The sequence below is a fragment of the Pseudomonas sp. Z4-7 genome (assembly GCF_051131965.1).
In the GTDB taxonomy this organism is placed as follows: Bacteria; Pseudomonadota; Gammaproteobacteria; order Pseudomonadales; family Pseudomonadaceae; genus Aquipseudomonas.
Genome location: NZ_CP071642.1, coordinates 1,995,378 through 2,014,898 on the forward strand (window position 1 = coordinate 1,995,378; position 19,521 = coordinate 2,014,898).

The 19,521-nt window shown below is 56.2% G+C and carries 21 protein-coding genes and 4 tRNA genes; 20 read left to right on the forward strand and 5 right to left on the reverse strand.

From position 1 onward, the window contains the following. Positions 1 to 26 precede the first annotated feature (26 nt). The 6 genes from purF (at position 27) to J3P91_RS08970 (ending at position 4,115) form a co-directional block, all read left to right on the forward strand. Entirely contained in the window at positions 27 to 1,532 is a 1,506-nt protein-coding gene (purF, locus tag J3P91_RS08945) for an amidophosphoribosyltransferase (protein ID WP_434569205.1), read from the forward strand. Positions 1,533 to 1,589: 57 nt separating this feature from the next. After that, positions 1,590 to 2,801, forward strand: a complete 1,212-nt coding sequence (locus J3P91_RS08950) for an O-succinylhomoserine sulfhydrylase (RefSeq protein WP_434603495.1) — start codon at positions 1,590 to 1,592, stop codon at positions 2,799 to 2,801. Then, positions 2,798 to 3,571: an SDR family oxidoreductase gene (locus J3P91_RS08955; protein ID WP_305495812.1), complete on the forward strand. Its 774-nt coding sequence runs from the start codon at positions 2,798 to 2,800 to the stop codon at positions 3,569 to 3,571. The genes J3P91_RS08950 and J3P91_RS08955 overlap by 4 nt, the downstream gene beginning before the upstream one ends. 167 nt (positions 3,572 to 3,738) lie before the next feature. Then, a tRNA-Val gene (locus J3P91_RS08960) sits at positions 3,739 to 3,814 on the forward strand. 58 nt (positions 3,815 to 3,872) lie between these two features. After that, a tRNA-Asp gene (locus J3P91_RS08965) sits at positions 3,873 to 3,949 on the forward strand. 89 nt (positions 3,950 to 4,038) lie between these two features. Then, a tRNA-Asp gene (locus tag J3P91_RS08970) sits at positions 4,039 to 4,115 on the forward strand. A 199-nt stretch (positions 4,116 to 4,314) separates the two neighbouring features. On the opposite strand, the gene J3P91_RS08975 is transcribed toward J3P91_RS08970, so the two are convergent. Then, positions 4,315 to 5,598, reverse strand: coding sequence for an NAD(P)/FAD-dependent oxidoreductase (locus J3P91_RS08975; protein ID WP_434569203.1), 1,284 nt, complete (start codon positions 5,596 to 5,598; stop codon positions 4,315 to 4,317). Positions 5,599 to 5,781: 183 nt separating this feature from the next. Between J3P91_RS08975 and J3P91_RS08980 the strand changes: the two genes are divergently transcribed. The 11 genes from J3P91_RS08980 (at position 5,782) to J3P91_RS09030 (ending at position 13,003) form a co-directional block, all read left to right on the forward strand. Continuing rightward, positions 5,782 to 5,858: transfer RNA gene (locus J3P91_RS08980), tRNA-Val, on the forward strand. A gap of 254 nt (positions 5,859 to 6,112) precedes the next feature. Next, positions 6,113 to 6,415: a hypothetical protein gene (locus tag J3P91_RS08985; protein ID WP_434569150.1), complete on the forward strand. Its 303-nt coding sequence runs from the start codon at positions 6,113 to 6,115 to the stop codon at positions 6,413 to 6,415. A gap of 818 nt (positions 6,416 to 7,233) precedes the next feature. Then, positions 7,234 to 7,875 (forward strand): DUF998 domain-containing protein, encoded by a 642-nt coding sequence (locus tag J3P91_RS08990; protein WP_434569148.1) that lies wholly within the window; start codon positions 7,234 to 7,236, stop codon positions 7,873 to 7,875. Between the two features lie 71 nt (positions 7,876 to 7,946). Beyond that, positions 7,947 to 8,492, forward strand: a complete 546-nt coding sequence (locus tag J3P91_RS08995) for a hypothetical protein (protein ID WP_434603497.1) — start codon at positions 7,947 to 7,949, stop codon at positions 8,490 to 8,492. Positions 8,493 to 8,681: 189 nt separating this feature from the next. Beyond that, complete coding sequence (locus J3P91_RS09000) at positions 8,682 to 9,206, forward strand: hypothetical protein (RefSeq protein ID WP_434569146.1); 525 nt, start codon at positions 8,682 to 8,684, stop codon at positions 9,204 to 9,206. A gap of 132 nt (positions 9,207 to 9,338) precedes the next feature. After that, complete coding sequence (locus tag J3P91_RS09005) at positions 9,339 to 9,956, forward strand: hypothetical protein (protein WP_434603498.1); 618 nt, start codon at positions 9,339 to 9,341, stop codon at positions 9,954 to 9,956. A 269-nt stretch (positions 9,957 to 10,225) separates the two neighbouring features. Then, positions 10,226 to 10,438 (forward strand): hypothetical protein, encoded by a 213-nt coding sequence (locus J3P91_RS09010; protein WP_305495793.1) that lies wholly within the window; start codon positions 10,226 to 10,228, stop codon positions 10,436 to 10,438. Positions 10,439 to 10,656: 218 nt separating this feature from the next. Next, a complete protein-coding gene (locus J3P91_RS09015) occupies positions 10,657 to 11,184 on the forward strand; it encodes a DUF2867 domain-containing protein (protein WP_434603500.1) in 528 nt (175 codons plus the stop codon). 145 nt (positions 11,185 to 11,329) lie between these two features. Next, positions 11,330 to 12,076 carry a hypothetical protein gene (locus tag J3P91_RS09020; protein ID WP_434603502.1) on the forward strand — a complete coding sequence of 249 codons (747 nt, stop codon included), beginning with the start codon at positions 11,330 to 11,332 and terminating at the stop codon, positions 12,074 to 12,076. A 431-nt stretch (positions 12,077 to 12,507) separates the two neighbouring features. Further along, positions 12,508 to 12,738: a hypothetical protein gene (locus J3P91_RS09025; RefSeq protein ID WP_434603504.1), complete on the forward strand. Its 231-nt coding sequence runs from the start codon at positions 12,508 to 12,510 to the stop codon at positions 12,736 to 12,738. A gap of 61 nt (positions 12,739 to 12,799) precedes the next feature. Further along, the gene (locus J3P91_RS09030; protein WP_434569141.1) at positions 12,800 to 13,003 is read left to right on the forward strand and encodes a hypothetical protein; all 204 of its coding nucleotides are present in this window, start codon (positions 12,800 to 12,802) and stop codon (positions 13,001 to 13,003) included. Between the two features lie 45 nt (positions 13,004 to 13,048). Here J3P91_RS09030 and pip read toward each other — a convergent pair whose 3' ends face one another. After that, positions 13,049 to 14,029 carry a prolyl aminopeptidase gene (gene pip / locus J3P91_RS09035; RefSeq protein WP_434603506.1) on the reverse strand — a complete coding sequence of 327 codons (981 nt, stop codon included), beginning with the start codon at positions 14,027 to 14,029 and terminating at the stop codon, positions 13,049 to 13,051. Positions 14,030 to 14,247: 218 nt separating this feature from the next. Between pip and J3P91_RS09040 the strand changes: the two genes are divergently transcribed. Next, complete coding sequence (locus J3P91_RS09040; protein WP_434603508.1) at positions 14,248 to 15,252, forward strand: NAD(P)/FAD-dependent oxidoreductase; 1,005 nt, start codon at positions 14,248 to 14,250, stop codon at positions 15,250 to 15,252. A 998-nt stretch (positions 15,253 to 16,250) separates the two neighbouring features. Continuing rightward, entirely contained in the window at positions 16,251 to 17,087 is an 837-nt protein-coding gene (locus tag J3P91_RS09045) for a hypothetical protein (RefSeq protein WP_434569140.1), read from the forward strand. Positions 17,088 to 17,260: 173 nt separating this feature from the next. On the opposite strand, the gene J3P91_RS09050 is transcribed toward J3P91_RS09045, so the two are convergent. The 3 genes from J3P91_RS09050 to J3P91_RS09060 form a co-directional block, all read right to left on the reverse strand. Beyond that, complete coding sequence (locus J3P91_RS09050; RefSeq protein ID WP_434569139.1) at positions 17,261 to 17,437, reverse strand: DUF3606 domain-containing protein; 177 nt, start codon at positions 17,435 to 17,437, stop codon at positions 17,261 to 17,263. Positions 17,438 to 17,542: 105 nt separating this feature from the next. Then, positions 17,543 to 17,971 (reverse strand): DUF2628 domain-containing protein, encoded by a 429-nt coding sequence (locus J3P91_RS09055; RefSeq protein ID WP_434603510.1) that lies wholly within the window; start codon positions 17,969 to 17,971, stop codon positions 17,543 to 17,545. A 290-nt stretch (positions 17,972 to 18,261) separates the two neighbouring features. Continuing rightward, positions 18,262 to 18,459, reverse strand: coding sequence for a hypothetical protein (locus J3P91_RS09060; protein WP_434603512.1), 198 nt, complete (start codon positions 18,457 to 18,459; stop codon positions 18,262 to 18,264). 354 nt (positions 18,460 to 18,813) lie between these two features. Between J3P91_RS09060 and J3P91_RS09065 the strand changes: the two genes are divergently transcribed. Then, positions 18,814 to 19,347, forward strand: coding sequence for an anti-virulence regulator CigR family protein (locus J3P91_RS09065; RefSeq protein ID WP_434569136.1), 534 nt, complete (start codon positions 18,814 to 18,816; stop codon positions 19,345 to 19,347). The last annotated feature ends 174 nt before the right edge of the window (positions 19,348 to 19,521 follow it).

A 19,521-nucleotide genomic window follows, 5' to 3' on the forward strand; every position in this document is an offset into this window, starting at 1 on the left:
GATCCATTAAGTAGGGGTTGCGTCGCATGTGTGGCATCGTCGGTATCGTCGGTAAGTCGAACGTCAATCAGGCGCTGTATGACGCGCTAACCGTGCTCCAGCACCGCGGCCAGGACGCTGCCGGTATCGTGACCAGCCATGACGGCCGGTTGTTCCTGCGCAAGGACAATGGCCTGGTGCGTGACGTGTTTCATCAGCGTCACATGCAGCGCCTGGTCGGCCACATGGGTATCGGCCATGTGCGCTACCCGACAGCGGGCAGCTCGACCTCGGCCGAGGCCCAGCCGTTCTACGTCAACTCGCCGTACGGCATCACCCTGGCGCACAACGGCAACCTGACCAACGTCGAGCAGTTGGCCAAGGAAATCTACGAATCCGATCTGCGCCACGTCAACACCAGTTCCGACTCGGAAGTGATGCTCAACGTGTTCGCCCACGAGCTGGCCCAGCGCGGCAAGCTGCAGCCAACCGAAGAAGATGTGTTCGCCGCCGTAACCGACGTGCATAACCGTTGTGTCGGTGGCTATTCGGTAGTGGCGATGATCACCGGCTACGGCATCGTCGGTTTCCGCGACCCGCACGGCATCCGCCCAATCGTGTTCGGCCAGCGCCACACCGACGAAGGCGTCGAGTACATGATCGCCTCCGAGAGCGTATCCCTGGACGTGCTCGGCTTCACTCTGATCCGCGACCTGGCACCGGGCGAAGCGGTCTACATCACTGAAGACGGCAAGCTTTTCACCCGCCAGTGCGCGACCAACCCGAGCCTGACCCCGTGCATTTTCGAACACGTCTACCTGGCGCGTCCGGACTCGATCATCGACGGTATCTCGGTCTACAAGGCGCGCCTGCGCATGGGCGAGAAACTGGCCGACAAGATCCTGCGCGAGCGTCCGGACCACGACATCGACGTGGTCATCCCGATCCCGGACACCAGCCGCACCGCGGCCCTGGAGCTGGCGAACCACCTGGGCGTGAAGTTCCGCGAAGGCTTCGTGAAGAACCGCTACATCGGCCGCACCTTCATCATGCCGGGCCAGGCCGCGCGGAAAAAATCCGTACGCCAGAAGCTCAACGCCATCGAGCTGGAATTTCGCGGCAAGAACGTGATGCTGGTGGACGACTCCATCGTGCGCGGCACTACCTGCAAGCAGATCATCCAGATGGCCCGCGAAGCCGGCGCCAAGAACGTGTATTTCTGCTCCGCGGCCCCGGCCGTGCGTTACCCGAACGTGTACGGCATCGACATGCCGAGTGCCCACGAGCTGATCGCTCATAACCGCACGACCCAGGAAGTGGCCGACCTGATCGGCGCCGACTGGTTGATCTACCAGGACCTGCCGGACCTGATCGAAGCGGTCGGTGGCGGCAAGATCAAGATCGAGCAGTTCGATTGCGCGGTATTCGACGGCAAGTACGTCACCGGCGACATCGACGAGGTCTATCTGAACCGGATCGAGAACGCCCGTAACGATGCGTCCAAGGCCAAGACCCAGGCGGTCAGCGCGATCATCGATCTGTACAACAACTGAGTAACGAACCGGCCCCGAGGGGCCGGTTTGCGTTCAAGCGATAGAAGGAGTGGCAGCATGAGTCAGGATTGGGATGCCGGTCGGCTGGACAGCGACCTTGAAGGTGTAGCGTTCGATACCTTGGCGGTTCGCGCGGGCCAGCACCGTACACCGGAAGCCGAGCATGGCGATCCGATGTTCTTCACCTCCAGCTACGTCTTCCGCACCGCTGCCGATGCCGCGGCGCGATTTGCCGGTGAAGTGCCGGGCAACGTCTATTCGCGTTACACCAATCCCACCGTGCGGGCTTTCGAGGAGCGCATTGCCGCCCTGGAAGGCGCCGAGCAAGCGGTTGCCACCGCCACCGGCATGGCTGCGATCATGGCCGTGGTCATGAGCCTGTGCAGCGCCGGTGATCATGTACTGGTGTCGCGCAGCGTCTTCGGCTCGACCATCAGCCTGTTCGAAAAGTACTTCAAGCGCTTCGGTGTTGAAGTCGACTACGTGCCGCTGGCGGATTTGTCGGGTTGGGATGCGGCGATCAAGGCTAACACCAAACTGTTGTTCGTCGAATCGCCGTCCAACCCGCTCGCCGAGCTGGTGGATATCGCCGCGCTGGCGGAAATCGCCCACGCCAAAGACGCCATGCTGGTGGTCGACAACTGCTTCTGCACGCCGGCACTGCAACAGCCGCTCAAGCTGGGCGCGGACGTGGTCGTGCATTCGGCCACCAAGTTCATCGACGGCCAGGGCCGTTGCATGGGCGGCGTTGTTGCCGGTCGTGGCGAGCAGATGAAAGAAGTGGTGGGTTTCCTGCGCACCGCCGGGCCGACCCTCAGCCCGTTCAACGCCTGGATCTTCCTCAAGGGCCTGGAAACCCTCGGCCTGCGGATGAAAGCGCATTGCGCCAACGCCCAGGTGCTGGCCGAGTGGCTGGAACAGCAGGACGGCATCGAGAAAGTCCATTACGCCGGCCTCAAGAGTCATCCGCAACATGACCTGGCGGCGCGTCAGCAGCGTGGTTTTGGCGCGGTGGTGAGTTTCGAAGTCAAGGGCGGCAAGGAGGGCGCGTGGCGCTTCATCGATGCCACGCGGTTGATTTCCATCACCGCGAACCTGGGTGACAGCAAGACCACCATCACGCACCCAAGCACCACCTCTCACGGGCGTCTCTCGCCGCAAGAGCGTGAAGCAGCGGGCATCCGTGACAGCCTGATCCGCGTCGCGGTCGGCCTGGAAGACGTAGCGGACCTGCAAGCCGACCTGGCCCGCGGGTTGGCGGCCTTGTGATCGAGCTGGCAACGCCGCCGAGCGGTACTCATGGCCGGGTTGCCTTGGTAACGGGCGCGGCACGGGGGATCGGCCTGGGCATTGCCGCCTGGCTGATCTGCGAAGGTTGGCAGGTCGTCTTGACCGACCTGGACCGCCAGCGCGGCTCCAGAGTGGCGAAGGCCCTGGGCGACAATGCCTGGTTCATCGGCATGGACGTGGCGGATGAAGGGCAGGTTGCCACCGGCATCGCCGAAGTGCTCGGGCAGTTCGGCCGGCTCGACGCGCTGGTGTGCAACGCGGCCATTGCCGACCCGCACAACATCACTCTGGAAAGCCTCGACCTGGCTCACTGGAACCGGGTCCTGGCGGTGAACCTGGGTGGGCCGATGCTGCTGGCCAAGCATTGCGCGCCTTACCTGCGTGCCCATAACGGCGCCATCGTCAACCTGGCCTCGACCCGCGCCGCGCAATCGGAGCCCGACACCGAGGCTTATGCGGCGAGCAAGGGTGGCCTGCTGGCGCTGACCCATGCCCTGGCGATCAGCCTTGGGCCGGAGATCCGGGTCAATGCCGTCAGCCCCGGCTGGATCGATGCGCGAGACCCCTCGCAACGTCGTGCACAGCCGTTGACCGACGCCGATCATGCCCAGCATCCTGCGGGCAGGGTAGGCACGGTGGAGGACGTGGCGGCGATGGTGGCGTGGCTGTTGTCGCGCAACGCCGGTTTTGTTACCGGGCAGGAGTTTGTCGTGGACGGTGGCATGACCAAGAAAATGATCTACGAATAAACGGCAGCTGCAAGTGGCGAGCGGCAAGCTGCAAGCGATTGGTGCTGCTGACGCTTCTGACTTGCAGCTTGAAGCTTATCGCTCGAAGCTGTTTTTGAAAAAAACTCAACCCTGCTATTGACTTAGCATCGGTACCTGCGTAAATTTCGCGGCCTCAACGCAGCAAAGGGTGATTAGCTCAGCCGGGAGAGCGTCTGCCTTACAAGCAGAATGTCGGCGGTTCGATCCCGTCATCACCCACCATGTTTCTTGAGAGTCTTGCGAAAGCAAGATGGAAGCTGTCAGAAGCCTCCACCGACGCGCAGCGGTAGTTCAGTCGGTTAGAATACCGGCCTGTCACGCCGGGGGTCGCGGGTTCGAGTCCCGTCCGCTGCGCCATATTTTCCGAAGCAGGTTCGCCTGGTTCGAGATCCAAACCTTAGGGTTTTGATCAGACGAGTTAGCTGGACGCAAGTCCACAGCGATACGCAGCGGTAGTTCAGTCGGTTAGAATACCGGCCTGTCACGCCGGGGGTCGCGGGTTCGAGTCCCGTCCGCTGCGCCATATCTGCTTCGAGGCCCACTGAACGCCTTGAAGCTAAGAAGAAAGCTGAAAAGCTTCTTCCAATCGATAGCAAAGACCCTGGTCGAAAGACCGGGGTTTTTTGTTTCTGGGATTTGAAGATTGGAACAAGCCCCTGTGGCGAGGGAGCTTGCTCCCGCTGGGCTGCAAAGCAGCCCTTCGGTGAAATGTCGAACTCGCCTCAGAACCCCAACCGATCCCGCAACCCGTAATACCAGGCCCCCATCGCCGCAAACGGCGTACGCAACAACTGCCCGCCCGGGAACGGATAGTGAGGCAGGTCCGCAAACGCATCAAAACGCTCCGCCTGACCCCGCAGTGCCTCGGCCAGGACCTTGCCCGCCAGATGCGTATACGTCACGCCATGGCCACTGCAGCCCTGGGAATAATAAATGTTATCCCCCAGGCGCCCGACCTGCGGAAGACGCGACAGTGTCAGCAGGAAATTTCCGGTCCAGGCGTAATCGATCTTCACATCCTTGAGCTGCGGAAACGCCTTGAGCATCTTTGGCCGGATGATCGCTTCGATATTCGCCGGATCCCGCGCGCCGTACACCACGCCGCCACCGAAGATCAGACGCTTGTCGCCTGTCAGCCGGTAGTAATCGAGCAAGTAGTTGCAGTCTTCGACGCAATAATCCTGGGGCAGCAGACGTTGAGCCAACTCATCGCCCAACGGCTCGGTGGCAATCACCTGCGTACCGCAAGGCATGGACTTGGCCGCCAGCTCAGGCACCAGATTACCCAGGTAAGCATTACCCGCCACGATAATGAACTTGGCCCTGACCTTGCCCTGCGGGGTATGCACAACCGGACTGGCGCCGCGCTCGATGCGCACCGCCGGCGACTGTTCATAAATCACCCCGCCCAGCGACTCGACCGCCGCCGCTTCGCCCAAGGCCAGGTTGAGCGGATGAATATGCCCACCGCTCATGTCCAGCATCCCGCCGACATACTCGTCGCAAGCCACCACCTCGCGGATACGCCGCTGATCCAGCAGTTCCAGCTGGGTATGCCCGAAACGCTCCCATAAACGCTTCTGGGACTCCAGATGGCCCATCTGCTTGGCGGTGAGAGCGGCGAACACACCGCCGTCCTTCAAATCACACTGGATCTGATACTTCGCCACCCGCTCACGAATGATCCGGCCACCCTCGAACGCCATGTTGCCCAGTAACTGCGCCTGCTGAGGGCCGACACTGCGTTCGATCACATCAATGTCGCGGCTATAGCTATTGACGATCTGCCCGCCGTTACGACCCGAGGCGCCAAAGCCGACCCTGGCCGCCTCGACAACCGTAACCTTGAAGCCATGCTCCAGCAGAAACAATGCAGAAGACAACCCCGTATAACCCGCACCGATGACGCAGACATCGGTTTCGACGTCATCCTGCAGGGCAGGGCGCGACGGCGCCGGATTCGCCGATGCGGCGTAATAGGACGCTGGGTAGGATGTGTTCGCCATTCTGGAACCTCTGTTTTATATTTTTTACGAATGCGCCGATCCTACCCGAGATAAAAATCCGCCGCCAGCCGGCGCAAAATCTTGGTCGCGTTGGCGCAATTAAATATTTTGCATATTCATAGGGTTAGGTGAAAAAAAGGTGTTGACACCCTTTTGGAATTCCGTAGAATGCCGCCTCACAGCAGGCACGTAGCTCAGTTGGTTAGAGCACCACCTTGACATGGTGGGGGTCGTTGGTTCGAGTCCAATCGCGCCTACCAAACAAAATCCGCTCTGCTGGGCGGTCTAGAAGGGCTCACCGAAAGGTGGGCCCTTTTTTGTTGCTTCGGATTCAGGCAGAACGTTCACAAAATATCGCGTTCGTTCACATCGGCAATGTGAACGCTGGATTAGCGAGCTTTTGTAAGGCGATTTCTCCCGTTCATTCCCGCCGAACCACCGTTCATCCTCCTTGTCTTGAGTGTCTTTCGTTGTACCGATACTGTTCATTTGTACAGTATTTGGTGTGATGGCAATGCATGACGATCTGATCGATGACACTGGTTTTGAGCTTGGGCTACCTAGCCGTGAGGAGATGCTTAAGCATCAAGTGGACATACTCTGTTCAGACCTGGAGCTGACACGCCGTAACCTCAGAGCAGCCCACAGGGAGCTTGCAGGGCTGATCGTCGTGTACCGGAGTGCACTAAAGGAGATTGGGACGTTGAAGGCTGAGAACGAGAGGCTGAGGTGGACGCTGAGTGACATCTACCACAGGCAGAGCCAGGAGATGACCAAGAAGATGGGGTATGCCTACGGGGATCACGACAAGAGATGAGATCCGCCCTTTCTTAAGAAACCACTTCTTCTATAGAAGAAGAAAAGGGACGGATTTTTTTGCTCCGGTGTTCTGAGTTCTCATCGAATGGATTCACTTGGAGCTGGCAGCCGCTAGAAAATAAATCTGTTCCCTTTTCCTTCCTTTTCCCTCTTATCAGACTTTTAGTTTCTGATTGGGCCGCCGATACACTCACCACTCATTTTCAAATGGATGTAATCGGATGGTCATGTACTTGCTCCTGTCGGGGCTCGGCTTAATGGTTGCTATGCAGCTGGTCATTTTCTGCGTTGCCATCAAAAATTCGTTACCCCAGGCCATGCTCTGCTTAGTCATACCCTTTTACGTGTATGTCTATGCGAAGAAAGATTCACAAGCGAAGGTGTTCCTCTGGGGTTGGTATTTGGGAGTTGTTTTGCTCACTGCGGGGGTCGTGGCCTCAGCTTGAAGACATCTCAACATATTCATAAGCAAGAAAAGGGGACGGATTTATTTTTTGCTCCGGTGTTCTGAGAGTTCTCATCGAATGGATTCACTTGGAACTGCTAGCCGGCTAGAAAATAAATCTGTTCCCTTTTTCAAGGAAGACGAAGGCTGGATGAGCGATAAGATTCCTAGCGCAGCGATGTACAACATTTTCGTAATAGGCGAAAAAGTGTTCGGCAAGCATGACCGTCCATGGTTCGAAGGGGCCACAGGGTGACGCATCTACCCGCTAGCTTGCAAAAATAGATACCCCCCATGCCAGACGCCCGCTAGCATGAAGGCGCTTCGTAGGAAACGGAGCGGTCTATTGCCATAAAAAGGGAGTGTCGTATTTGAAAACCATTGACCGGATACTGCTGGGAATGGGGCTGTTGATTCCTCTTTGGTTGTTCGCGGGTGTGGCGCTGACGTCGCTGGGCTATCCGGGTTATAGCCATCTAGACCAGGCGATGAGTGTGTTGGGCGCGGTAGGGGCTCCCACGCACGGTTATTCCGCCTGGGTGAATAACTTTCCGCTGGGCGTGCTGTTCGTACTGTTCGCGATAGGTTTGATACGCAACTTCGGGGGATCGCGCCTCGCCCTGTTCAGCGCCGTTTTGATAGTGCTCCACGGCCTGGCGAGCTTCGCTGCAGGCTATTTTTCTTGTGATCAGGGATGTGCTCCGGTACTTCCTTCAACCTCTCAGCAGGCTCATAACCTGGCGGGGTTGATCATGTTCGTCTCCCTGGCGCTGGCCATTGTGTTGTGGGGTTTTCTCGGTAAACGGTTACTGTCGTCACCTGGATTCGGAAGGTTCTCGATGCTTTGCGTAATCCTGGCTGTCGTGACATTAGCGATGATGTCCAAGGCATTCGCCGAAGGGCATGGATTTGGTCTGTATCAACGGCTTAATTATGGCGTATGCGTCTTGTGGATCGCCGCCTTGGCATGGATCGCTCTTCGTGCTGAAGTGACCCCGGCAAGCGTCCGTTAAGGGACGGCCATAACCTATCCGCCCCGGCGGATACTTACCTCCATCTCACCGATTTTTGGATAGGGAAATCAATGAACAACTCCAAGCTTTCGATTGCACTGTCCTGTGCTGTTGCTCTTTTGATGTTGAGCGGATGCGCTGCTTCTGTCAAAAGCGGCGGGACAGAAACGCTGGTCATCCAGGAGTCAGCCAAGCAAAACCTGGTGGTGAACTTCCAGGGAAACAGCAAGGTTCAACAGAACGAGGACTGGCCTCGCTTGAAACAAGAATGGCGCGATGCCCTGCAAGTCGAAGCGACTCGTGCCGGCTTCAGCCTTGCGGAAGGTCAGGCATCAAATCCTGAAGGCGAAGACGGTGTCGGTATCAAGATCAATGTGAGCAATTTCCGTTACCTCACTCCGGGTGCACGCTACGGCGCCGGTGTCATGGTGGGGAATGCGTGGGTCAATTCCAGCGCAGATTATACGGACTTGAAATCAGGCCGGCTGATCGGCACCCGAACGTACGACACATCGTCGTCTGCCTGGGAAGGCGTCATGTCGGCGATGACCAAGGAGCAGGTTGAGGCTATTTCCCAGAAAATCATAAGCGACATCAAGAGCGCAAAAGCCAAGTAGTGCGGCCTTCGAAGCAAGAAAAAAAAGAAAAAAGGGACGGATTTATTTTTGCTCCGTGCGTTTGAGAGTTCTTATCGAATGGATTCGCTTGGAACTGGCAGTTGGCTGGAAAATAAATCTGGTCCCCTTTTCCCTTTTTTCCCCCCTTTTCCCCTATCTTTTCCTTCAGTCTGCGACAGGGGATTACGGATGACGCCACTTGGCTCCAATGAGGTTTTCATCATCCGGCCGAAGATCGGCATCGGTCGTTTATTTTTTGTCCCGCTGCTTCGCCAGACACCTTGGGCGATCACGGCGATCTTTTGTATCAGCTTATCGACCGGCCTGTCGTTACCTGGGAGGGAGTGGCCGGGCATCATCCTCGCAAGCCTGGTTGTGATGTGGTGGGTATATCAACTGGGCAGAGATATCAGCGAGCGCGCTCCGCTGGCCATGCAGTCGTCTGGTGTGGCTTTTCTCGGACGGTATCAACTAACGAAACGCACACCGCTTCGAATAGTGCTCAAACCCGACGGCCACCTGGCTGTTTTTAGCAAGTCCTACAGTATTTATGTCGAGTATGAAAACGGGCGTTTGTTAATTGCTCGCCGTGTCGTCGGAAAAAAAGTCAGCCAACAGAAACAGCTCGCCAGCGAGCTCGCCGCGTTTCTGGGCTTATTTGCATACGTGGATGATGGCTCTGGAAGACTGAAGAAATTAGCCGGCCAACGGTGAGGTTCCCACCGCAACCAAGCAAACGAAGCCCTGTTGAGGCACGTACCCACGCATTGCGGGCCAGGCCCTATAAATTGGCGCTCTGTGAGTGATAACCTGCGAGTTCTTCTTTAAGTGATATTGGATACAGTCATGGACAGCTGTTTGAGGACGCTTGGAGTTAGCCTCGCTAATAAAATAGCGATTCCCGCCGCTTGGTTATCGGGGCTTGTAACGATAGGACTCGTGTGGGGCATTATACGGTTTTCGCCCGATAAGCTTACAGTCGAGGGACGTCAGCTCTTCGGGGCTTCTTTTTCTATTTTTTGTCTCGCCATAGGGTATTTGATATGGCGTAAGCGACGAGCAAAAGCACTTGTGACGTCCATCAACCGAAAAGAAGGTCTGAGCCTGGACGGTGCTCGGATGCTCGGCTATCCAAACTCCCTGTTTTTTGTCTTTGACCTGTCCAACAGGAAACTCGCTCAATGCCAAAGCATCACTGGCGACTATCAAATTCGAGACTTCACTTGGGTAACAGGCTGGCAGTTCGAATGGCAACGGATTGACAGCAGGGTATCGGGCGGCGTTCTTCAAATAGTCGATGGGGCAGGCATCAGCGTTCCAGCCGACGAAATTCGGCGTAGGTTCATAAACTTCTCACTGGTTTTGACGGTTTCCGATACAGGTCATCCTCTCTTCCGTTTTCCGATGAGCCGGAGCGCAGCTGAAGGCTGGTGCAGCCGGTGCAATGTACTTTTCAAATGCTAAACATGAGGCATCACACCAGAAGGGATATCGCAATCCCACCAGCAGTTCGTCCTCTTCACAGGTGAGTGCACCGTGAGATGTTCTTAGCTAGGTAGTAACCATCGTTTTTCCTAGTCTTCTTCGCAAGCCAAGTCCGCGGGTTTTGAACATCGCCTACAAATGAATTTACCGGCGGTCCGGCCGTTCGGAATTACTGCCGCTCGCGGGACTCCATTCATCGAGGAATACCTATTTCTCAATGGCGGTGAACACCGCCCGAGGCAGATGCAATGACGTCGTTCGAAGAATTCAGGGCTACATCCCATGAGCTTCTCAAAGAGCTGGACGCCGCGACGATAAAGATGATGATGCTGGTCTCTGCGAAAGAGGTATCCGGTCCTTTTTGGGAGGACGCTGCCCAGCGGCATCATGACGCTGTAGATGCCTGGCATTCCTTTCTCAATATTCCGACGGGTTTCGTGTCGGATCCGCCTCTGCCCTAAGAGTGAGGTTTCTCACCGGTTATTTCGCTCGACATTTCGCGCCATACAGACTGCGTATGGTGCGCAGCTGACTGATATGCTGCGAACACCAGCGAACGTTAACAAGCTCAGTCCGACGTTGCTCTATGGTCTGCCAGTGGGCAGCTAGAGCTCTATCTCGCCTTTATCGACACGGCAGGTCGTCCAATTCGTGGCTGGAAACTAAGGAAGGATCCCCAATGCGAGAATTTAAGCTCATTAAGTCCGTGCCAGTCCCCTCAACGTCAGGCATTACCCATCTTTACAACCCGATGAACCTGGCGGACGCTTTTGCGATTCGGCTCCCTGCGGGCACATCCAGCGATCCGGATTTGCTAGCTCGATTCATTCTTTCACACCAGCCCTCCTGGATCGGATGGCTCCTGACAATCCGGGACACTATCGTTGCCTGTTTTGGCCTGAAGACAGCCAGACATCTGGCATCGCTTGCCAATCGGGTGGGGGTCTTCAAGGTCTACAGTACAAACCAGACTGAAATCGTGTTGGGAGAGGACGACAAGCACCTCGACTTTCGGATATCGATCCTGTGTTCTGAAGAGGCGGAGCCAGAAGGCAATCGCCAACTGGTGTTTTCAACCGTGGTTCAGTGCCACAACCGTCTTGGCCGGGCCTATATCTTCGTTATCGCCCCGTTTCATCGTTTGGTTGTCAGGGCCAGCCTGCTCCGTGCAGCACGCGTCGGTTGGCCTCTGGCTACCTGCGCCTGAGACCTGGAGCTGTATTTTCCAGCGGACACTTCTGCAGCCAGGCAAGCAGCCGTCAGAAGATAATGAGCATCGGTGCTCCTGACCTGATAGCGTTGCGGGAAAGGAGCATGGGTGTGTGCAGAGAATGGGCAAACTGGAACCGTTAATGCCGTACAACTACATGAACGGCCGCTACCTGGTCTTCAAAGGCAACGGCAACGATGGGGCGCCTTTGGGCAGGATTCACCAGGACGGAACCGTTCGAAACCTGCAGGGTGAGCCGCTCTACTACATAAACGTGGACGAACATGCGTTCTGTTCGATGGACTTTACCTTTCAGGGCACTATACAAAAAATTCGCGGCACGTTTTACGTGCTCAGCGACAGAACGCTGTTCACATTTTCCGAGATGAAGGTTAAGCCACTTGGAAACGAGACCGAGGAGCAGGCGCTTCACCGGGAGTTCAAAAACACCGCGATAAACCTGGCAAGGCAAATCGCCCAGGCGAAGAACGAGATGGCGCAGGAACGGATAGAGATGGCCATGTCCGATTCAAATCCTTTCAGGCGTTTCCGTGCCTTCTTCACGAGCCGAGCCCGCAGGGAGCGAGGATCACCAGGTTGGCGTCGCAGTGAGTTGGAAAACGATCATGTCTTCAAATCGAGGTCTGTCGCTGTCTCCTCATCATCACTCGCGCCAATGATTTTATGGGCAACAGATGCAAGGACCAGGAAAACGCGGCCATACAACAATTACGCGACGGTCCGGTTACAGGTGAACTCCTATTACGGTCTGTCCCTGGCTTTCCGCTTTCCGCCGATCAACGTGGGTTGTACTGCGTCACTCGCAGAAGCTTCTCGTCGTAGCTCACGTTGGGAAAACATCCCATCCGTCTATACCCCGCGTTTCTAGCCGCGGTCAATCTCAAGAGCGCGGTGTGCAACACACGCCTTCCAATTCACTGGGATTCATATGAAAACGCTAGTCTTGGCATTCTTGCTGGTAGTACTGGCAGCCTGCATGCCTTATAGGACAGTCACCTCGCCAGATCCAAACTGGATGCGTCTGGGTGGAAATGAGCCTGAAGGTTATCCAAGGACGTTTGTCGAGACTTGGGAGGGCAAATGCTATGCGGTTACCGAGGCATGGTTCAAGAGCGCAATCAACGGTCGTACTTTGTGGACCAAGCGGCAGTCTAACGAGGCTGTTACCTGTCCATAGGCGCCCCCGCAAGCAGATTGGGTTGTTCGGGATCCTGCAGTCATGGTTGCAGGCGATCAAGCCATTGAAACTTCACCCTTTACCAGATGATCTTCTAAGCATCGGCTAACAGGAGATCAGGTATGAAATGTTATCTATGCGGGCTGGAAGCACAACAGTCCGAAGAGGATCAAGGTGGTGAACTCGTCAACTGCGCTGACTGCGGCACCTACAAAATTTCAGGCCTTGTTCTGAAAGAGCTGGGGGGCAGGAAATTCAATTACCCGAAAATGCGCGATGATCTGCACCGCCAGCGGCAGTTCAACGCTACGTCTGTCGCGGAGATCAATACCGAGACGGCCATTTGGACTTGAGCGTGGCGCTGCCTGGCGATTCATCGCAAGACCCCGATCAACTTTAAAAAGCGCCAAGGCAATGCCAAAGAAACAGCCGGATGACAAAACGACAGCGAGTGCTGCCGAAATCGAGCGATCAATTCTGGCGCTCAACAAAATGGCTGAGCGCCTGTGGGGTGATGGCCGGGAAGCTGAAGCCGAGGCGCTGTTAAAGGCGCTGGATGCGTTAAACCGTGCGCTTGATCGCATAAGGATCGGGGAGAGTCGCAGAGTGCTTCACTGAAGCCCGGCGTTGGTGCTGGGCCTTCTGGTTTGTTGTGCATTGCTCCTAACCGAATTTCCCACCCACCTTGAACTGCTCCGTCGCCTCGATCAAAGCACTGACAATCCCGGTTTCCGAAGGTGAATGCCCGGCATCATTGATCACGGTCAGCACCGAGCCTGGCCACGCTTTATGCAGGCGAAAGGCCGAGTTTGGCGTAGCAATCATGTCGTGCCCGCCCTGGATGATGCTGCACGGCAGATGGGTAATCGCCGCGATGTCTCGGATGAGCTGATCTTCCTCCAAGAATAGCTGGTTCTTGAAGTACCAGGCATCCAGGCATCCCATGCCAGTGCTGGTCTGATCGTCTGACGCTTGTTCTTCGACGCCGTCAGGGTCATGCCGCAACAGCGAACAACTGGCGGAGTAGCGCACCCAGCAGCGGATGGCTTCCACGCGTAGGTGCTCGTCGGCGCCGGTCATGCGGTCCAGATAGGCTTTCAAGAGGTCGTGGCGTTCGGCTTCGGGAATGAAATTCACGAAGTCTTCATGAGCGCGGGGAAAGAAGCGCCGCATGCCGTGGATGAACCAGTCGATCTCGTCGGCTGTGCCCAGGAATACCCCTCGCAGGATGAAGCCGAGGCAGCGTTGCGGATGCGTCTCGCCGTAGGCCAACGCCAGGGTGGTGCCCCACGAGCCACCGGTGATTAGCCAACGATCGATTCCGAGATGCTCCCTTAACGCCTCGATGTCGTTGACCAGCGCTTGGGTAGTGTTGTCGCGCAGTTCCGCCAAGGGTGTCGAGCGAAGGGCGCCGCGCTGATCGAACAGTACGATGCGGTAATGATCGGGATCCCAGAACTGTCGTTTGGTCGGCGGAGCGCCTTCGCCGGGTCCGCCGTGGAGGTAAATCACCGGTACGCCGTCGGGGTTGCCGCTTTCTTCCCAATAAAGCGTATGCAGATCGTCGACGGGCAGCATGCCACTGCGCCGAGGCTGCTCGATAGGGGGAAATTGGCTGTAGGTAATCTGGCGGGGGGCATCCATGGGGCGGCTCCTGATGTATGTGTTGTTTCAGCAGGGTCTCTTTCAGTTCGGAAAGAGCCGCCTGCCGCAAGTTCACACGCGGCATCGGCGCACAGGACAAACGGAAGGCGCATAAGTTATTGATAAAGCGGAATAAACGGCCGTTTGTCGGGCCAGGCAATCGTTGTCGCTCAGTTCGCGGTCATTGCTAAGAACACCGCAAGCACGAGGAACCGGCGATGCCACTGGAGCCTGATGAATATGAAGAGCTGTTCGCTCGGCCAGAATCAGCTTCCACTGAAGGTGGGGACGTTGATCTTGATTGTCTGATCGTCGGCGCCGGCCCCGCTGGATTGACCGCTGCCGTTTACCTGAGTCGTTTCCACCGGCAGGTCCTGGTCGCCGACGGTGGGCGCAGCCGTGCGAGTCTCATTCCACGTTCCCATAACTATCCGGGTTTTCCACCGGGCATTTCCGGCACGGACTTGCTCGCCCGGCTGCGAGAGCAGGCGTTGCGTTACGGCGCGATCATCGAATCAGGGAGGGTCAAGCGCCTGCTCAAGCACCGTGCAGGTTTTGTTGCGCAACTCAACGGCCGTGAACTGGTTGCGCGTCGCGTGGTGCTGGCGACCGGAATCGTCGACACGCTGCCACACATGGAGCGGCCTTACGATGCGGTTGCGCAATCGGTGATCCGACTTTGCGCGATCTGTGATGGTTACGAAGTCAATGGCGATAACGTCGCGGTTTATGGCGAGGCGAGCTGTGCGATCAATCATGGATTGTTTTTGCGAAACTTCACTGACCGGGTAACGGTATTGATTCATGGAGATAGCCAGGCTTGCGAAGAAGCCGTTGCGGTAGCGAGGCATGCCGGTATTTGCTTGGTAGCCGATCGTGTCGAGCATATAGAGGCTGGCAGCGATCAAGTCCAGGTTGAAACGTGCAAGGGCGAAAGCCTCTGCTTCGACATTGTGTATCCGTGTCTGGGTTCGCAAATGTGCTCCGAACTCGCGGTGCAACTCGGTGCCGAAACCGACGAGCAAGGTGCGCTGGTCGTCGACGAGCACCAGCGCACCTGCGTAGAAGGTCTGTATGCGGTTGGAGACGTGGTCAATTCGCTCAAGCAGATCAGTGTCGCTACCGGCCAGGCGGCCATATGTGCGACGGCGGTGCATAACAGCCTGGAAGTGCGTTTATGGGATCGAGCGCGTGACAAGAAGATGCCTTTCGATTCGGCTTGAGCTTGCACCAGGCGGCGCTACTTGGTCGCTGGGAATCTCGTCGGTTCCACTCGACACCCAACCGGAACACCGACGCACCTTGGCGTATCTACCGACAACACAATCGGAGCGCCTGGCAGTGGATGTGTACAGGATAGAGTTCGAAAACGACCGTTGGACACTTTATAAATCCCATGGCTACAAACCGATCCTGCAGGCCGACAGTCAAGGTGAGTTGATCGACCATGTGCTTGCCTTGACGCGGGGGGAGGGTGTCGTGATTCGATTCATGGGGAACAGCGGCCTGCGAGAGTTGAGGCTGGGGAACGTGCGGGACGACTGACCGTAGAACCACGTATTGATTGAACTGCCAGCGCCCTGGTGTGCCCAACCTGTTATCAACGAGAGGGCAAACCCATGACCGACGAGAAGAAAAACGAACAACCCAAGGACGACACGCCCGCCCACTCCACCGAGCAGGAGCGTGAGCGTTTGAAGGACTTCAACAAAGATGGTATTCCACCGGGGTCCTCATGATCGGCCTCGGGAATTGCGCACTGCCTAAGTGCGGATTTATATACCGTTAGACGGAGACTGGCGGCGCAAACGTTCTCAGCGCCGCCAGCACAACTTACCGATTATTCCACCATGCAAATCCAATGATGATCCTCCCTGTAAGGCGCTCGGATAAACGCCACGTCGGATACCAGCACCATCCCACGCTTCTGAAGTGCTTCGGTCAGTTGTACGAGTGTCTCTGCTTCGATAGTCATCGCTGTTACCTCGTCAGATTACTGCGTTCATAATTGTTGACCGAGCGCCTTGACGGGTAATTCATTTTTTCTAACGAGCTGATCGTAGAGCCTGAGCGTTTTTTCCAGGTCTTGCTGCGAACTAAAGATGTCGCTGGCTCTACCGACATAGTGGAAACCTGACATCGAATGGCCTCGCTGTGCAGGCAAACAGTTCGCGCAAATGAGCGTGTGTTTCGATTTTGGCGCCACCATGGAAGATTTTCAGTGAAAAAGCTTTACCCCTTGTTTTTCGCAGCCCTATCTTTGGGCGCTCATGCAGTGCAAGTAGCAGATTCTGCGGTGGGTGCATCGGCAAAGGCCGATCATACGGCTCTTTTAGGAACTTGGGCGATGAGCCCTCTACGCAACGGTATTGCCAACGTGGCAAATTACTTGCCGGATGGAACAGTGGCATTGCATTCGTTTAACTGCAATGAGCCCAACGCCAGAGGGGAGGTCGAGGTATCCAAGTACACCTTGGCCGATGACGGTAAGTCGATCCATATCGAGTCGCCAAACGATACCTTCGACCTTGAGGTTATTTCGTTGACGCCGAATACCATGCGCCTGGGTATGGTGTTGTCCGGCAATCCTCTGATCTTTAGCTATCGAAAGGTGCAAAAGATCGCGCCATTGTGCGATTCGTATGTCATTGACCGGGAAGCAGAAGCCAAAAAGTCGCCGTACCAAGAGGCTGATTTTGCTCCAGCGCCTACTTTGCCCTCGCACGCCGACCTGAACCGATACATCGGTCGGTGGGCAAGCGAGCGAGGAGATATTCAATTTGAGATCCGCAGGGACAAAGGCGGCGAAGCTTATCTCTATAACTCAGACAGCGAAAATTGGGTCTACCTGTTCAACGGCGTCAGTTGGGAAGCTGACGGCCTCCACTTCACCGCGTTCGCCTACAGCAATAAGCCAGACCTTTATGATCACCCGTATCATAAATCCAGGATACCGCATGTGATTGCTATCAATGAGGACGGTACGCTAAAGCAAATATACTTCATCAGAGGAACCCATCGCTTCGAGACCACACTTTTCCGCAAGGCCGACAAATAAGCTCACGTCTAAGGCTCCCGGAGACGAAGCGCAATCATTGGCCCAGGTAGCCGCCAGGACGAATTGCTTTCTAAGACGCTCAGACTGGGCAGGATTGATCCGGTCAGCGTCTAAGCCGTCGGATGGAGGTCCACCTGAATGAATAAGCCCCGCAGCAATGCAGGGCTTATTCGTTACTTCTTCAATTGCCTGCGAACATCATCGGCCACCGGCCCAACAGCCTTGACCGCTGCCTTGAGCTGCTCTTCGGTCACGCCGAATTCTTTCGCCCAGTATCTCAATTCCCAGTCTTCGGAAGTGTTGATGCGGTTCCGGTCCTGGGGCCCGCGATTGCTCAAGTCGTCAGCCATTGTCGAGTTCCTATGAAAGGCCTGGTAACGCCAGGCGACACTCAATGGACCATCAGGCGGGGCTGTTTGCGCCATTTTTATAGGGCGCTGCGGCTGAGCCGGTAATCAGAGACGCATGCCTTTGAGCGGATTCCAGCCTTGCTCGCCCTTGATTTCCTTCAGGTAGTACGCATAGTTGGTCATGAGCGCATACATCATCGACATGGCGATGTTCAGACCCATGCTCAACGGCCGCGGAAATTCCATGCCGATGATGGCGAAAATCACGCTCAATACGATGTTGATCGCCAGGAAGATTCCGAGCAGCGCCAGGTTCTTCTTCCACAGGCCCAAGACAAACAGGTAGATAGGACCGAAGAAAAACGCGATCACGTTGGCGTTGATCAGGATTTTCTTTTTGAAGTCCGGCAGGCTCTTGACGGCTTCCTTGTAGCGCGGGTCGTTTGGCGCGCCATAGGTATCAAAGAAGTCGAAACGTTCCTGCCATTTGGCGCTGTATTTTCCGCTGCTTTGTATTTGTTCAGTCGTGCTCATTTTTCGCTGCTCCTGGTGTTCCATCAAAGAGATCGTTCTTCCGAGAATCCTGCGCTGTTTTTCCTGGTCTTTTGGCTAATTCGCTTTTGCTGCCCGCTTTATAAGCGTTCGCGCGCAAAAATACCGCAACAGTTGCTTAAATGGCTTTCTGATCTGTGATGGGCATCACGCTGGTCTTGCGAGGGCAGGCGGGAAGTTCACGACGGCGCTGGAAACTGCAAAGGCAGGTCATCCCGAATCGCCCGCTCAATCAAACGGGCGACGGGTTTCATCCAACATTCAGGACGCACTCAGAGCATGGCATCTGCAAAAGCGTGGTCTGGGACGATTGTCAGAAAGTGCAGCGGCATCTGCTGTTCCGTGTGCGTCACTGGCAACTCAAGACTGCCAACTATCTGGCTTTGAAGCGCGCTCAACCGCATCGACTCTTCTTCCTTTAATTTTGCCATTCTCGCGTGGTTCGCTGCGATTTCATTGAGAGTTGACACGGTACATCTCCGGTGGCTGACCAAGCGTTTAGAATTTGCTGCCGCGACAGAAAGACGTCGTCCTGCGCTGCGTACAAGGTCCGCTGCAAACCTTGAGCCAGACGTGCCCGTGTCATGTGCACGACTTGTCACAGGCGACCAGTGGCAAGTTTCGGCGCCTGTCGGGGCGGCAGCGCTCCAACCATGCCTCAGGAATAAGTCACTGATACGACAAAACCGGGTCAATTGCCGCCTGATTGCTTGGTTCAGGGCGGCACGGGGTGCAGGTAACCGACACGCAGCGTGATATGGAACTAATATCACCGTTAGTCTCTATATCTTTACAGGGACTATTCCCTTTCTGAGAGTACTGCCATGTTCAAATCGCGCTCGTTGATTGCTGCAGTAACCTGTTTTGCCTTGGCGGCGGGCCCTGGCCTTGCTGTCGCGGACCCGGGCAATGGCAAGGGAAACGCTCAATTCGATCAAGGTCAGGGACAAGGAGGCAAGGGCGGGCAGGGCAACAAGGGCGGCCAGGGTAATGCTGGCAATAAGGGTAACCAGGGCAATGCTGGCAATAAAGGCAACCAGGGAGGCAAAGGCAACCAGGGCGGTGGCGGCAGCGATTGGCATAATGGGCCGAGCATCGACCGTGGCGGTGTTCTGGGTGTGATTGGCGGTTATCGCGATTACTGGAGCCCAGGCCCGGCATTGCCGCCGGGTATCCAGAAGAACCTCGCCAGGGGCAAGCCGCTGCCACCCGGCATCGCCAAGAAGCTCGACGGACGTTTGCTGGGACACCTGCCGCGCTATGACGGTTACGAATGGCAGCAGGTTGGTACCGACCTGATTCTGGTGGCGATCGCCAGCGGCATCATTTACGAAGTGCTCAACGGTGCCTTCGACTGACCTGTTGCTTGAGTGGAATGGCAACCGCTTCGGAGTGCCAGGCAGATAAGCGAAACTTCTGTGAGAGCGAGCCTGCTCGCGAAAGCGGAGTGTCATTCAACGTTGATGTTGGCTGTCCCGACGCCTTCGCGAGCAGGCTCGCTCCCACATTTTTTCTGCTTTGTTCTCAGGTTT